The 12,206-nt window shown below is 54.1% G+C and carries 16 protein-coding genes; 14 read left to right on the forward strand and 2 right to left on the reverse strand.

Translation table 11 applies throughout. The annotated features are described in order from the left end of the window. Nucleotides 1-11 precede the first annotated feature (11 nt). The 9 genes from B9Z52_RS03390 to B9Z52_RS03425 all read left to right on the forward strand — a co-directional run bounded on the left by B9Z52_RS03390 (nucleotide 12) and on the right by B9Z52_RS03425 (nucleotide 5,712). On the forward strand, nucleotides 12-818 hold the full coding sequence (locus B9Z52_RS03390; protein WP_146182776.1) for a hypothetical protein: 807 nt from the start codon (nucleotides 12-14) through the stop codon (nucleotides 816-818). Further along, nucleotides 815-1,414: a putative 2OG-Fe(II) oxygenase gene (locus B9Z52_RS03395; RefSeq protein ID WP_108412462.1), complete on the forward strand. Its 600-nt coding sequence runs from the start codon at nucleotides 815-817 to the stop codon at nucleotides 1,412-1,414. Before B9Z52_RS03390 ends, B9Z52_RS03395 begins: the two co-directional genes overlap by 4 nt. Next, on the forward strand, nucleotides 1,401-2,003 hold the full coding sequence (locus B9Z52_RS17820) for a hypothetical protein (RefSeq protein ID WP_158270503.1): 603 nt from the start codon (nucleotides 1,401-1,403) through the stop codon (nucleotides 2,001-2,003). The genes B9Z52_RS03395 and B9Z52_RS17820 overlap by 14 nt, the downstream gene beginning before the upstream one ends. Next, complete coding sequence (locus tag B9Z52_RS03400) at nucleotides 2,000-2,677, forward strand: putative 2OG-Fe(II) oxygenase (RefSeq protein WP_158270504.1); 678 nt, start codon at nucleotides 2,000-2,002, stop codon at nucleotides 2,675-2,677. The genes B9Z52_RS17820 and B9Z52_RS03400 overlap by 4 nt, the downstream gene beginning before the upstream one ends. Then, the gene (locus B9Z52_RS03405; protein WP_108412464.1) at nucleotides 2,674-2,883 is read left to right on the forward strand and encodes a hypothetical protein; all 210 of its coding nucleotides are present in this window, start codon (nucleotides 2,674-2,676) and stop codon (nucleotides 2,881-2,883) included. The genes B9Z52_RS03400 and B9Z52_RS03405 overlap by 4 nt, the downstream gene beginning before the upstream one ends. Further along, complete coding sequence (locus B9Z52_RS03410) at nucleotides 2,880-4,298, forward strand: SPASM domain-containing protein (protein ID WP_108412465.1); 1,419 nt, start codon at nucleotides 2,880-2,882, stop codon at nucleotides 4,296-4,298. Before B9Z52_RS03405 ends, B9Z52_RS03410 begins: the two co-directional genes overlap by 4 nt. 75 nt (nucleotides 4,299-4,373) lie before the next feature. Continuing rightward, the gene (locus tag B9Z52_RS03415; RefSeq protein ID WP_108412466.1) at nucleotides 4,374-4,757 is read left to right on the forward strand and encodes a hypothetical protein; all 384 of its coding nucleotides are present in this window, start codon (nucleotides 4,374-4,376) and stop codon (nucleotides 4,755-4,757) included. After that, nucleotides 4,754-5,218, forward strand: a complete 465-nt coding sequence (locus B9Z52_RS03420; protein ID WP_108412467.1) for a glycoside hydrolase family 73 protein — start codon at nucleotides 4,754-4,756, stop codon at nucleotides 5,216-5,218. Before B9Z52_RS03415 ends, B9Z52_RS03420 begins: the two co-directional genes overlap by 4 nt. Continuing rightward, nucleotides 5,215-5,712: a hypothetical protein gene (locus B9Z52_RS03425; protein WP_108412468.1), complete on the forward strand. Its 498-nt coding sequence runs from the start codon at nucleotides 5,215-5,217 to the stop codon at nucleotides 5,710-5,712. Before B9Z52_RS03420 ends, B9Z52_RS03425 begins: the two co-directional genes overlap by 4 nt. Here the strand turns inward: B9Z52_RS03425 and B9Z52_RS03430 are convergent. Further along, the gene (locus B9Z52_RS03430; protein ID WP_108412469.1) at nucleotides 5,705-5,950 is read right to left on the reverse strand and encodes a hypothetical protein; all 246 of its coding nucleotides are present in this window, start codon (nucleotides 5,948-5,950) and stop codon (nucleotides 5,705-5,707) included. The two genes, B9Z52_RS03425 and B9Z52_RS03430, sit on opposite strands and share 8 nt — an antisense overlap. 320 nt (nucleotides 5,951-6,270) lie before the next feature. On the opposite strand from B9Z52_RS03430, the gene B9Z52_RS03435 reads away from it, so the two are divergent. From B9Z52_RS03435 to B9Z52_RS03455, 5 genes are all read left to right on the forward strand, one after another. Next, nucleotides 6,271-6,687 carry a helix-turn-helix domain-containing protein gene (locus B9Z52_RS03435; protein WP_108412470.1) on the forward strand — a complete coding sequence of 139 codons (417 nt, stop codon included), beginning with the start codon at nucleotides 6,271-6,273 and terminating at the stop codon, nucleotides 6,685-6,687. Between the two features lie 176 nt (nucleotides 6,688-6,863). Next, nucleotides 6,864-9,218: a VIT domain-containing protein gene (locus B9Z52_RS03440; protein WP_108412471.1), complete on the forward strand. Its 2,355-nt coding sequence runs from the start codon at nucleotides 6,864-6,866 to the stop codon at nucleotides 9,216-9,218. 1 nt (nucleotide 9,219) lies between these two features. Beyond that, nucleotides 9,220-9,600, forward strand: a complete 381-nt coding sequence (locus tag B9Z52_RS03445; RefSeq protein ID WP_108412472.1) for a sel1 repeat family protein — start codon at nucleotides 9,220-9,222, stop codon at nucleotides 9,598-9,600. A 35-nt stretch (nucleotides 9,601-9,635) separates the two neighbouring features. Next, a complete protein-coding gene (locus B9Z52_RS03450) occupies nucleotides 9,636-9,914 on the forward strand; it encodes a hypothetical protein (protein ID WP_158270505.1) in 279 nt (92 codons plus the stop codon). A 63-nt stretch (nucleotides 9,915-9,977) separates the two neighbouring features. Beyond that, on the forward strand, nucleotides 9,978-10,421 hold the full coding sequence (locus tag B9Z52_RS03455) for a hypothetical protein (RefSeq protein WP_108412474.1): 444 nt from the start codon (nucleotides 9,978-9,980) through the stop codon (nucleotides 10,419-10,421). A 40-nt stretch (nucleotides 10,422-10,461) separates the two neighbouring features. On the opposite strand, the gene B9Z52_RS03460 is transcribed toward B9Z52_RS03455, so the two are convergent. After that, complete coding sequence (locus tag B9Z52_RS03460) at nucleotides 10,462-12,147, reverse strand: hypothetical protein (RefSeq protein WP_146182778.1); 1,686 nt, start codon at nucleotides 12,145-12,147, stop codon at nucleotides 10,462-10,464. Between the last annotated feature and the right edge of the window lie 59 nt (nucleotides 12,148-12,206).

The raw sequence follows: 12,206 nt of genomic DNA on the forward strand, positions 1-12,206 counted from the left end.
AGGAGATGCACATGAAAGTCTTTCTTGTGCGCGCTGGCAAGCTCTCGACCACACTGGACTACGCCATCCATCTCCTGATCGACAAGACCACCGAGCAGGTGCGCATGCGTTTTGGTTTGCGTCACAGGCCTGATTCGGGACTGACCCCAGACTTTGAAGTCAATGGCAACTCCTACCAGGTGGTGGCAGAGCAGTTTTTCACATATCGCGAACTGCGCAACAACCGAGGCTGGTCCGATCGCCAGTCCTTCATGACGGGTTACCGCTGGGCAGAAAAACGCCTCATCGACCCCTTACCGCTATACATCTACACACTGTCCACGCGGTTCACCGCGCCTGAGGCTGCCGGGCATGTCTGGAACGGCAACTTTCTGACCGGCTTCAATGTGCCCTTTGCTGACAGCCCGTTTGACGAGTGCTTTGTCACAGTGAACCTGCATCCGACGCTCGGTGGCTGCTTGGTCGAAGGGGTCGATCCTTTGGATGTGGAGCAGACCGATTACCAGTCCTCGGCTCAGGTACGTGAAATGCAGTTCCCGGACCTGCGGGTCACAGCCCCAACCTCTGTGAAAGCAGGCGATCCGGCCGTGTTTACGGTCCACATGCTCGATGGCATTGGTGACGTGAGCACCCGCGATGCGGAAGTGTTCCTCGAAAGCGTCAATGGCTACCTGCCCATCAGTCGTCGCCAGACACAGGGTGGCACCACAACCGCAACGGTCCTGACCACGGGACTTGCAGCAGGCGACACAGTGCGCCTCAAGGCTGGCTTCAAGTTCTACCCCGGCTGCGCCGACGCGCAGGTGACGCTTTCATGATCCGCGAACTGTTTTCTGCAAGGATCTTCCAGGGATACCTGCACCTCGGTGATGTACAGCGCGATCAAATGATCGAAGTTGCCATGGGATTTCATGAAAGGCTCAATCGGGATGGACAACCCTGGGCGCGAAAGAGCCGAGAGTCGCTCATCGGAAACACCACTTGGCCTGATGCCTTGGACCCACTCATGGTTCAGGTTCATGCGGCCATCGAGCAAACTTTTAGCTGCGTTCCTGTCTGGCAAACAGCCCGTGAGGTGATCACCCAGCCTGGGCAATTCATCCCGCTGCATGCTGAAGACACGGACCTGTCGGCCATTTACTGGGTAGATGGCGATGCCAAACCTGATCCGGCGCGCCAGGACTATTCCGGGGCCTTTGTGTTGATCAACCCCAGCGGAGCCTACGGCAGCCGCAGGTTGCCATGGGAAGGCTGGCGCTCGGAAATCATCCATCCCAAGCCCGGGATGCTGCTGGTGTTCCCAAGCTATCTGGCCCACCACTCTTACCCCTACAACGGCACGCGAGCGAGCGTGGAAATCCATTTCGAGTTCCGTGTTGAAGCCATCTCGGGAGAACACCATGCGCATAGTTGACGACCTGATTGCACCGGAGCTGACCTCCGAGTGTCGGCAGTGGTTGCTGAGCCAGACCCTGGTGTTCGGCTGGAAGGCCCATGCTGAAGCCCCAGGTGTGTTCTGGCATCGCAACTTCGTGCTGCCGGGCACCCACAAGCACCACTACGACCCGGGGGCCTGGCGTCCGGAGCTGACGTTCGATGCGTTTGTGGCCCGAGGTGGTCCCATGGCGATGGCAGCGCAGCAAGTCAAGAAGCGCTTTTTCCCTGACAGCTCGATCACACGGCTATGGGTCAATGTTCAGGCCTTCGGCGACGAGGCATCGTTGCACAGGGACTTCCCGGCCGAATTCCTGCAAACGGCCAGATCCGTGATCTGGTATCCCGTGGCCGAGTGGGATCCGGGCTGGGGCGGGGACCTGGTCGTGCTCGATGCACAGGGCGAGATCGAGTCAGCCGTGCTGGTCAAACCAAATCGGATGGTGGAGCTCAATGGCTGCATGGCGCATGCCGCGCGTCCCATGTCCCGTTACTGCAACGCTCTGCGCATCGCGGTGGCTTTTGGTTCGGAAGTGGGTGCCGGGTCGAATTCGGGAGGTGTAACTTGATCGACTATCTCTGGCCCACTCCGGTTCTGAAAGACACCGCGCCCTGGACGCCTGACGAGATGGAAGCTCTTAGGCGCTTCACCGTCGAGCGGTTTCATAACCACAAGGCTAACCCGCCCGAGCACGGGTTGCCGGATGTGGATGTGCGTCTGCGCGTGCAGCTGAACCTGTTTCATGCCGAGCATGAATCGCATGCGCCCCCGGTCTGGCATCGGTTTCGGCGCTGGGTGGAAGACACCTACCGCGACTACCTGCTGGGAGCGCATGGGGTTCGCAATGCCAAGGATCTCAGGATCGAGGCGCGCTGCATCTCTGTGCACTACCAGCCTGGCATGCGCGCACAGCCTCATTACCACCACACCTGTGACCATGTGCTGTGCCTGTACCTGGATTGTGGTCAGGAGCGAAGTCCGCCCAACGCACGCGACTGGACCGTTGGTGACGGTGAACTCATCTTGCAAGACCCCCGCCCGATGGCGGGGTTTCCTTTTTGGGAAAAGGTTCACTACGTCGAGACCGTACCAGGCCTGGTTGTCCTGCACCCATCGCGCCTTTGGCACGAAACCAATCCCTTCAACGCCAAGGGGGAGCGAACTCTTCTGGTGGTCACCCTGCGGGTGGCCTCACACAACTATGTTGACCTTTACACCGAGCTCAAAGGAGAGACCCCGTGAATCTGAATCTACAAACCCGGCCTGGCTATGACGTCGATGTGGTCCAGCTCGATGACAGCAATCTGCGAATGACAGTGCTCGTGACCAATCCTGATGGAAAAGTCTCCGGTCGCCATGTTTTTAACCTCAAGACGATGGCTGGCGCAGATCCTGCGCAGGTCTGTCGTGAGGCCTATCCAATCGCATTCGAGGAGCTCCTGCCATGAAATTCACACTCACTCTCAATGGCAAGAATGGTTTTGAACGACAGGCTATCTATGACCCCGAAGATTCCAGTCTGATCTGGGCCGACAGCGGTGAGTCTTTGCCTCTGCCACAGGCGTTTCCCAAACAAGACATGCAGTGGCAGCCTTTCTGGCATGTACATCACCCGAACAACCCGGCAGGCAAATCGAGAGCCATACGGCACCTGAAACTGCAGTTGGGCCTCAAGTGCAATTACGCCTGCCAGTACTGCTCGCAAGCGCACCAGCCCCATGACATTGACGGCCACCCTGAGGACGTCTTGCCGTTCATGCAGCAGCTTGAGGGTTGGTTTGCTGGTGGCGAGGACGGACAAGGCGATGGCGTCAAGATCGAGTTCTGGGGTGGCGAGCCCTTTGTCTACTGGAAACTGCTCAAGCCGCTGGGTGAAGCCGTGAAGGCGCGGTACCCCAATGCCCAGTTGTCCATCGTCACTAATGGTTCGCTCTTCGATGATGAGAAGCTTGCCTGGGTGGAGAAGCTGGACATTGGAATTGGCCTGTCACATGACGGGCCTGCACAGTCCTACCGTGGACCAGATCCGCTAGACGATCCCGAAATGCTGACTCAGATCAAGCGCTGGGTGTCCCGGCGCATGCCACTGGACCGAATGAGCTTCAATACCGTACTGCACCGTCACAACCAGTCCCTCAAGGCAGTGCGCCAGTTCTTCGCTGAAAAGCTCGATCTGCCTGTGCGGGCTATTGTGCTGGCCACCGAGGAAGTGATGCTGCCATATGACCAGGGCGGCATGTCTTTGGCACTGAAGGGTACAGACCACGACCGCTACCTCCATCAGGTGTTCTGGGAACTGGTCACCGGCTCAGGCATGGCTGTGGGCACGATGCGCGACAAGGTCGATGAATTCATGCGCGCGCAGGCCCAGTGCAGGCCACTGGCTGCACTGGGACAGAAGTGCGGCATGGACCGGGATGACTCGATTGCCGTGGACATGAAAGGCAACGTCACGACCTGCCAGAACATGAGCGCATCGACCCATCACAAGATCGGGCATGTCGATCAGTTCGATGCCATTGCGCTTGATACGGCCTACCACTTCAGTACCCGCAGTCAATGCCCGCGTTGCCCGGTGGTTCAACTCTGCAAGGGGGCCTGCCTGTTCCTTGAGGGAGAGTACTGGGATGCTGCTTGTGACAACGCGTTCTCACATAACTTGGCTGTCATGGCAGCCGCGCTTTATTACCAGACACAAGGTTTGATCCTCACGCGCATCGAGTCTGATGCGATTCGGTATGACTCTGTCTCATGGGTCGATGTGGTCAAGCTCGCGTTTGTCGATTCTGGCGGGGATATGGGGGCTGTTGTGCCCCTAAAGCAAGAGCGCAGACCGTTTCCCGTTGCAGTTGTCGCCGCCTGAGCGCTGCCTTTTTTACTTTTATCTTGTTCATAGCCGCCATGGTTCGCCCTGGCGGCTTTTCTTTTGGAGAAACGAATGCCAGAACCTACAAGCAGTGGGGTCGCCGGAGCAGCGGTGGCCTACAAAGCATTTGGTGGAACCGCTGCAGCGGCTGCCAGTGGAGCCACCCTGGCTGCAGTGGTGGTCATGTTGATGACGCCACCTCGCAACAAACGGGAGTGGGCCGTTGGGCTAATCAGCACCGTGGTGTCCAGCATCGGTGGTGGTGCGATGACCGTCGAGCACTTTGGACTGCACCACTGGGCGTTCTCAACCATGGGGCTGTGTGCTTTGGGTGGGTTGATCTTTGCGTGTGGACTGCCTGGGTGGGCAATGGTCCGCTGGACATTTTCTTTCATCGACAAGCGCCGAGACGACTCTATTGATGAGGTAGCCAGAGACTTGAAGGAGCTCATGTGAATCCCAGTGAATTCATCATGCGGCTCACCACGGCTGCCGTTGCATCAGCTAAGACAAGTGGCGTTCCCGCCAGTATCACCATTGCACAGGCGGCACTTGAGTCTGGTTGGGGTGAGTCTGCCTTGACCAAGACTGGCAACAACCTCTTCGGAATCAAGGCGGACAGCCTCTGGCGCGGTCAGACCCTGACCTTGAACACCAAGGAATTCATCAAGGGTCAGTGGGTGGTGGTGCCTGCTTTGTGGCGCAAGTATCCGAGCTGGCAAGCCAGTGTGGATGATCACGCGGCGTTTCTTAAGCGTAACCCGCGCTACAAGATTTGCTTCGCATGCACCACGGCCCAGGCATTTGCCAAGGCGCTGGCACAGGCAGGCTATGCCACCGATCCGGCTTATTCGGACAAGGTCATTGGTCTGATCAAGCAGCACAACCTGCTGGCCTTGGACGGAGGTGCTCCGTGAACTGGTTCAACCGATTCTTGTTGGCCAACTGGTCACACATCCTGGATGCACTCCTGCTGCTCACAGCATTGCTGTGCGGAATGCAAATGGGAGAGTCTCGTGTTCAGAAAGCCTGGGACGCTGAAAAGCAAACGATCGCCCAGGCGCAGGCCAAGCAAGAGCAGCACGTCGCCGACGTTCGGCAGTCTCAACTTCAAATCTCGCAGGAGATCTCACGTGAATTCGCGAAAAGTTCAAAGCTGCTGGCTGATCGCCAGCCTGACAATCATGTTAGCGGGGTGTGCAACGGCCCCTCAGCCGGTGGCAGGGATCTGTCCGCCGTTTCCGAAGCTTCCGTCGGAACTGCTCCAGCCCGCGCCGACCCTCTACCTTCTCCCCAGGGAGATGCAGTAGCGGTGAGCTGTGAACAGCTGAGCAAGGATGCAGCACAGACCACACTTATGCTCACTGCGCTCCAGCGTTGGTATGAGCTTCAGTCGCAGGCCTTCAAATGATGCAAGCCCCCAGTAGCCACACTCGGCTGCTGGGGGCTTTTTTTGATTTCAGAGCTTCGCGCACCTTCACAGCGAGTTCCATCACCTTGGGGTCATTGCCAGATTTCGTGATCACCATTTCCAAGACAGACTCAATTGCCGTCTTCATGGTTGGGCTGTATCGCACATCCTTCAGCTTGGCCACTCGTGCGCACTCGTCTTTTGCCAGCTTAATCAGGCCGTTGATCGTTGTTGTCATATTGTTCCTTTCGGCGTTGATTTCGTTTTTTCAGAAGACCACATTTCCGGCTTGGTCGTCAACTTCTGATCTGCTCCGGCTAGCCACACCTACGGTGTGAATTCCCGACTTTTTTGAGCGGGAATTGATCTCGTCCCGGACATCTCAAATTCTTCCGCTGGCCAGGCTCACGCCTTGAGCCCAGCCCTACCTACATTGACCTCTAGTCAGTCTGCCCCTCTGGTTTGGGTGATGGTTCTCGGTAAAAGTGGCCTGATTTATTGCGACAGTTGATTACGACACTTTCAACTGTTACAATAATTCAAAACGCCCCTCTGAACATGAACACCAAGACCTTTACCGCTGACGAGTTGAGTCAGTTGACGGACATCCCGAAGAGGACGATCCGCTACTACATCCAACTCGGATTGGTGGACAGACCGATCGGCGAAACCAAGGCCGCTCATTACGTTGATACCCATCTGGACCAGCTCCTGCGGGTAAAGAAACTGACTGAAGCCAAGGTTCCGCTGGAGCGGATTCGGCAGGTGATGGATGGTGAAGCTGAAGCTCCCCCAACCAGCACTAGGAAGCCAGGCTCGATGGAGGTGAAGACGCACCTCCATGTGATGCCTGGGATTGAGATACAGATTTCTGCTGAGGAGGCAGGTATGAGTCCAGAACAAATTCGGATGCTGCTCAAGGAAGTTATGGCAGCAACACAGCGAGTAATGAAAAAAGACAACGGCGAGAGCTGATTGGTGGGCCTACGTGATATGGGCAGTCAGGTGATGCCTTGTAGATGCGAAACCTGACTGTCGGTGGTGCTTGTGGCCCTTAATGATTGAGCAAGTACCACCCCTTTCCAACCGCGAAACGAGGGACGCGGAATCTACATCTCCCCTCAACTAACAACACCAAGCTGGAGCGTCCTATGAAAACAAAGACAGGTCTCGAAAACGAATACGGCCAAAACGTTTCCCTCAAATCTGTTCATCTCGAGGGCAAACTTGAAGGCCTCCTGCTCACCATGCTCGTGAAGCAGCGGTACCTGAATGATTCAGATGAGACGATCGAAGCCAGCTACACCTTTCCGGCGGGATGGGGTGCAAACCTGATGGGCTTCGGTGTGGAGCTCAATGGCAAACGGATGCAGGCAGTAGCTCTTGCCAAGAAGAAGGCGGAAAAGAAGTACGAAGAGGCGATCGAAAGCGGTGACACCCCTGTCATGCTGGAGAAGTCTCCTCTTGGCCTGTACACAGCTGACCTGGGGAATCTCAAGCCGGGCGAAGAAGCAGTGATCAACATCGAGTATGCCCAGCTACTCAGGTTTGAAAAAGGGCGGGTGCGCATTACTGTCCCCACCGTGATCGGAGAGCGGTATGGTGACGAGGTGTCTGATGGACATATTGCTCCGCACCAGACGGTGGACACGGACTTACTGGTCGAGTACCCATTCACGGCCACTCTCGACATCCTTGGTCAAATGGCACAAGGCAATATTGCCTGCCCGAGTCATCAAGTTGATGTGGAGCAAATTGAGGGAGGAACTCGCCTGCGACTTGCAAAGGGTGGCTTGCTTGATCGCGACTTCATTGTCACCGTAGAAGAGCTCAAGGGTGAGTCGTTCGTTTCGGCAAGTGAAGATGATGGGGCGTATGCAGTTGTTGCGAGCTTCTGCCCGAAGCTGCAAGAAAAAGAGCCGACGCCTCTGGGGCTCAAGATCCTTGTCGACTGCTCTGGTTCGATGCAGGGTGACAGCATTGAACAAGCGCAAGAAGCGATGCATGAGCTGATCCTCAGGCTCACTGAGCAAGACATGGTTTCCTACAGCAAGTTCGGCTCGAAGGTGATTCACACATCTAATCAACTCGAAAAATGCACACCGCGCTACATCAAGAACGTGCTGGCTAAAGCTGTTCACGACACAGCGGCAGACTTGGGCGGTACGGAGCTGAATCAGGCCCTGACATCGACGTTCAAAATCAGCTTCACTAAGGCCTACACAGAAGGCTGTGATCTTCTCCTGATTACCGATGGCGACGTTTGGGAAATCGAAGAAATCGTCAAGCAAGCCAAGATCAGCAACCATCGAATCTTTGCCATTGGGGTAGGTAGTGCGCCAGCCGAAAGCTTGCTGAAGGATCTGGCCGAGCAAACAGGTGGCGCATGCGAGTTGGTTACCCCCTCTGAGAGCATCTCGGAAGCGGTGCTGCGGATGACTCAGAGAATCCGATCTGCTCGGACGAGCTCGATTGCCATTCACTGGGAAGGCGAAGTCCTCTGGCAATCCAAGCTCCCCAAGCAGGTTTTTTCAGATGAGACGATTCATGTTCATGCGCGACTCAAGAAAAAGCCAACGGCAACTCCGACGTTGCGCTGGACGGTTGAAAACGTCTTGAATGAAGAGTCCGCACCTTCAATCGACTGGAATTCAACAGGTGCATTGCCTCGCATGGTTGCGGGGGCTGAAATTACCAGCATCACAGATGAGAAGGCTGCCGAAGAACTTGCTCTGAAATATCAACTCGCCAGCAAGTACACCAACCTGCTTCTTGTCCATGTTCGCGAGGAAGAAGAGAAGGCGGAAGGGCTGCCGAAGCTGCAAAAGATCAAGCAAATGAGCGCCGCAGGCTGGGGAGGTTTGGGTACTGTTGAGCAGCCACGCGTGCTGTACTCAATCTCTGCTTCACGAATTCTCCGAACCGGAACAGATTCGGTTGCGTTTTCTGCCTCTTCAGCTCCTGCTGTCTGGCGTTCCAGTCGAACCGCTGCGGCTTCACGAATTAGCGATTCGTCAATTCACGACATAGATGATTTTGAGATTCCTGCCTTCCTTCGAAAGCAAGATGACTCTTCAACATCCCCGATTGTTTTTGATGAGGACAGCTTCACCCCTGAGGAAATGCTTGAGAAGTTCAATGAGCTTTCACTCACAACCACCAAATTCAGCGATATCACTTGGGAGCTCATGGAGCGAGTATCCAAAGGGTACGTCTGGAAGGTGTTGTGTGAGATGGCATCGTCCGAAGACGAGATGGATGTCTATTGGGCGTTTCTCTTGCGCTGGCTCTCTAACGAGGTGGCTGGAATCGTTTCGCTGACAAGGCATTCACAGCGACTGCTTAACGCTCAGATTGCCAATATTGAAGCCTCGTTGGTTCAAGATGTTGAAGAACAACTTGCGCAAGCGTTCCCGACCATCTCCAAGTCCTCATGGGGTCAAACTCCTGCGACTGAGAGGCGCTCATTGCTGTCCCGCTTCAAGAAGTTGATGACCGGGGGTTGATATGCAAACGGAGTGCAGCACCCTTTGCCCTAGCTTCCAGTCTGTAACGGAGGAGATCAAATGGCACCAGGCCGATGCGAATCTAGGCTTCACCGGTGCGCAGCATCGTCTTGGGAAGCTCTATCTTGAATCTGCGAGCGGCTCAGATGACTTGTATCAAGCCTACAAGTGGCTATTCATCTCAGTAGCCCTGGGCAACGAAGCGGCTCGTGATGATCTCATCGAGGTCAACAGACGGCTTGATTACGAGCAAATTGGCGAAGCCTACCAATTGGCCGAAGATTGGTTCGAAGAAAAATTTGACGATGATTTAGACCGAGATGAATGCAACTGGTCGCCAGAGTTGATGAAGTGGCGCTTTGCCCTTCCATTGCTCCATTGAAAGGAATAGCTGTGTCCTCACAACCAACTGAGATCATGTGCGACAAGGAAGCCATGAAGGCTCGGATGTCAGAAATCATTGGAAAGTTAACCCCTGATCAATGCGAGCACTTCGCCTATGCGTTGGAACAGGTGGCGAGTTGTTATCTCAGCCCCTCAAGTCATGGGGCACTACTGATTGCGAATGAAAAGGATGAATCGCAGTCCCTAGTTGCGATCAATGCAAGCGAGATGCAGATCTCTGAGATGGTTGGCTTCATGGCTGAAGCCATGCAGGGGCGGAATTCCTCTCCTAGCGGGATGTACGTCAATTGAACAGTAATATCCTCACAAAATTTACTCAGATAGCAACCGAAATTTTTGAAGAGGATTCAGAAAATGAGCCGTCAATACCCAGAGCCTAAAGACATTGAGTATCTGACCGATTGGGCCGAGCGCAAGATCGTTCGAATGGCAAAAGAAGATCGAGCGTCTAATTTTGTAAATGTTGCTGACTTGGCGCGCTCAATTACTTTTTATTTGAGCTCCATGGAATTGGCGTGGGACTCCTCGCATAATTGGTTGCGTCGCAGAATTTCAGACACCTACTACGCGCTGAGTGATATGCGTCGATACGAAGTGGATTCGCAAAAATTTATCAGCTCAGAAGTCTTTTTGATAGATACGCTCAAATATATTTCTAGTTACTTCGAAGAAAACGGATGCATTGATCCAAGCTTCAGCTCTGAAATGCAAGTCTCTTCAGCTGGCGCTCAGAAAGTCTGGCGTCCACCTGCACGATGGCTAGAGGAACACTCGGAAGAGTGGGATGAGCTTGAGTAGTCCTCGATCTTGGGTATCGCCTAGCAATGTTAGGGGACTGCTACGACGGCCAACGGAATCGATGGATCGGCTTGTAGTAAGTCCGCTTGAGCCAATCTAAATCACTCTCCCATCGAGCGACTGCCTCCATGTGACGTCTAAAGCGCTTGGTCATCAAATGCAGGTGCCAAGCAATACGTCGAAGACGCTTGCGCGAATTTGCTTCTCCCCAGTCCTCCATGTATTCATCCGAAATGCACCAAGGCAAACTCTCTTCGGCGTATGTTTCTTCCAGCAAGTCATGTCGTCGTGATGGAGTTAGGGCAACTTGCTGCGCCACGGAGTACCCCATCTTGTACAACGGCGACGAGGCATCTTCACCGTCGAAACCTTCTCCTATAGTGGCGGGGGGGCCGTCTTCAAAAGCGTTTTCAGGCCATGGAAATTCTTGATTAAACAGGTACTCAAATACTGGGTGTCCGTCTACAAACTTAAGCAAGGATTCAGGATCTGCGATCTCAAGTGGATCCGCCTGCATTGCCAGCAACATCACAAATAACTCTTGTGGGTAGACCCGCAACGATTCACCATATCGTTCTTCGATCTGAGCGTCAATTACAGACTCTGACCAGTTCTCTCGTCCAACAATCACGACCTCAATGTCAGCATCACAGCCGTTTTGCCAAACATCGAACCCGACCTCCTGCAGCAACTCCGTGAAGTTATCGATTGGCCAAGGCCCATCACCAATCAGAAGGACTTGCTTCGGCACTACACGCTCATAGGGATCCTCGAAGTGGCTGACTAGCCATTGGACTGTTTCAAATGATCGGATGATGACTTCACCGTCTGGCGTCGAAGCCAGCATGTTGAGAGCATCTTTCAGATCACGGCTGATTTTTTTTGCATTCACCTCAGCTGAAGATTGGCTCTGTAAGGCTTGATCTTTCTCAGCCGTCAGATTGCGAATGCGCGTCTTTCCCGCTTCATAGAGCCTGGTCACCTTCGTGTGTTCTTCTTCTAGGGATCGCAGCGCTTTTTCGATTCCTCTGAAGTGCCCCACACGCGCCTGTAGATCACTCAATTCGTTTGACAATTTTTCTAAACGAGATCGCTCGACGGCAAGTTTCTTTTCGGATCTTTCAGAGTCGATGATCCGCAGTCGAATTTCTGCCTCAGATTCTGCTAACTCACGCTGTGCGGCGGACAACTTTTCTGTTGCTTCATCAAGTGCCTCAAGACGAACTAAATCGGCCTCAAAGGCGGCTCGATCTTCCTCAAGTTGCAGTCGAGCCTTTTGAAGTAAGGCCATTGACTCATCGGCTTCGCGGATGATCACATCTGCCTGAATAGCTTTTTCTCTCCAACGCAGGATCAGATCTTTGTGGGGTAACTCTGCAAGCTCGCGCTTCAGCCGCAAGTTATCTTCTGCCAATAAGCCATTGGAATTCTCTGCGGCTTGCAAGCGCGTAAGGACATCTCTGTGTTGTTCCTGCAATTGACTCAACACAGCATTTGGATTGGCCTTAACAAAGTTGAGCTCTGCGGCTAGTTGAGTGTTTGCTGTTCGAAGTCCCTCAATTTCCAGAATTAGGGCTTCATATGAATTTGTAGAGAGTTGGGGACTCTGTGTCTTAGAAGAAACTGTTGGCTGAAGTTGCTGATGCGTAGCTTGACCAGTCGAGTTTGTCTGAAGTCCTCCGGACCTAGCCAACTTGGCCAACTGCTCTTGTAGACTTTCTTTCATGCCAGGACTCCATCAGCTTATTTCTTGATGGCTAATCAGCTCAATGGAGCAACTGCAGT

Origin of the sequence: Limnohabitans sp. Jir72 (genome assembly GCF_003063575.1) — a bacterium.
Taxonomy (GTDB): Bacteria; Pseudomonadota; Gammaproteobacteria; order Burkholderiales; family Burkholderiaceae_C; genus Limnohabitans_A.

Excerpts from the sequence above, each read along its gene's own strand:
- B9Z52_RS03410 (WP_108412465.1), top strand. The coding sequence starts at position 2,880 with ATGAAATTCACACTCACTCTCAATGGCAAGAATGGTTTTGAACGACAG.
- B9Z52_RS03445 (WP_108412472.1), top strand. The coding sequence starts at position 9,220 with ATGCAAACGGAGTGCAGCACCCTTTGCCCTAGCTTCCAGTCTGTAACG.
- B9Z52_RS03430 (WP_108412469.1), bottom strand. The coding sequence starts at position 5,950 with ATGACAACAACGATCAACGGCCTGATTAAGCTGGCAAAAGACGAGTGC.
- B9Z52_RS03415 (WP_108412466.1), top strand. The coding sequence starts at position 4,374 with ATGCCAGAACCTACAAGCAGTGGGGTCGCCGGAGCAGCGGTGGCCTAC.
- B9Z52_RS03395 (WP_108412462.1), top strand. The coding sequence starts at position 815 with ATGATCCGCGAACTGTTTTCTGCAAGGATCTTCCAGGGATACCTGCAC.
- B9Z52_RS03455 (WP_108412474.1), top strand. The coding sequence starts at position 9,978 with ATGAGCCGTCAATACCCAGAGCCTAAAGACATTGAGTATCTGACCGAT.
- B9Z52_RS03435 (WP_108412470.1), top strand. The coding sequence starts at position 6,271 with ATGAACACCAAGACCTTTACCGCTGACGAGTTGAGTCAGTTGACGGAC.
- B9Z52_RS17820 (WP_158270503.1), top strand. The coding sequence starts at position 1,401 with ATGCGCATAGTTGACGACCTGATTGCACCGGAGCTGACCTCCGAGTGT.
- B9Z52_RS03460 (WP_146182778.1), bottom strand. The coding sequence starts at position 12,147 with ATGAAAGAAAGTCTACAAGAGCAGTTGGCCAAGTTGGCTAGGTCCGGA.
- B9Z52_RS03440 (WP_108412471.1), top strand. The coding sequence starts at position 6,864 with ATGAAAACAAAGACAGGTCTCGAAAACGAATACGGCCAAAACGTTTCC.
- B9Z52_RS03390 (WP_146182776.1), top strand. The coding sequence starts at position 12 with ATGAAAGTCTTTCTTGTGCGCGCTGGCAAGCTCTCGACCACACTGGAC.
- B9Z52_RS03450 (WP_158270505.1), top strand. The coding sequence starts at position 9,636 with ATGTGCGACAAGGAAGCCATGAAGGCTCGGATGTCAGAAATCATTGGA.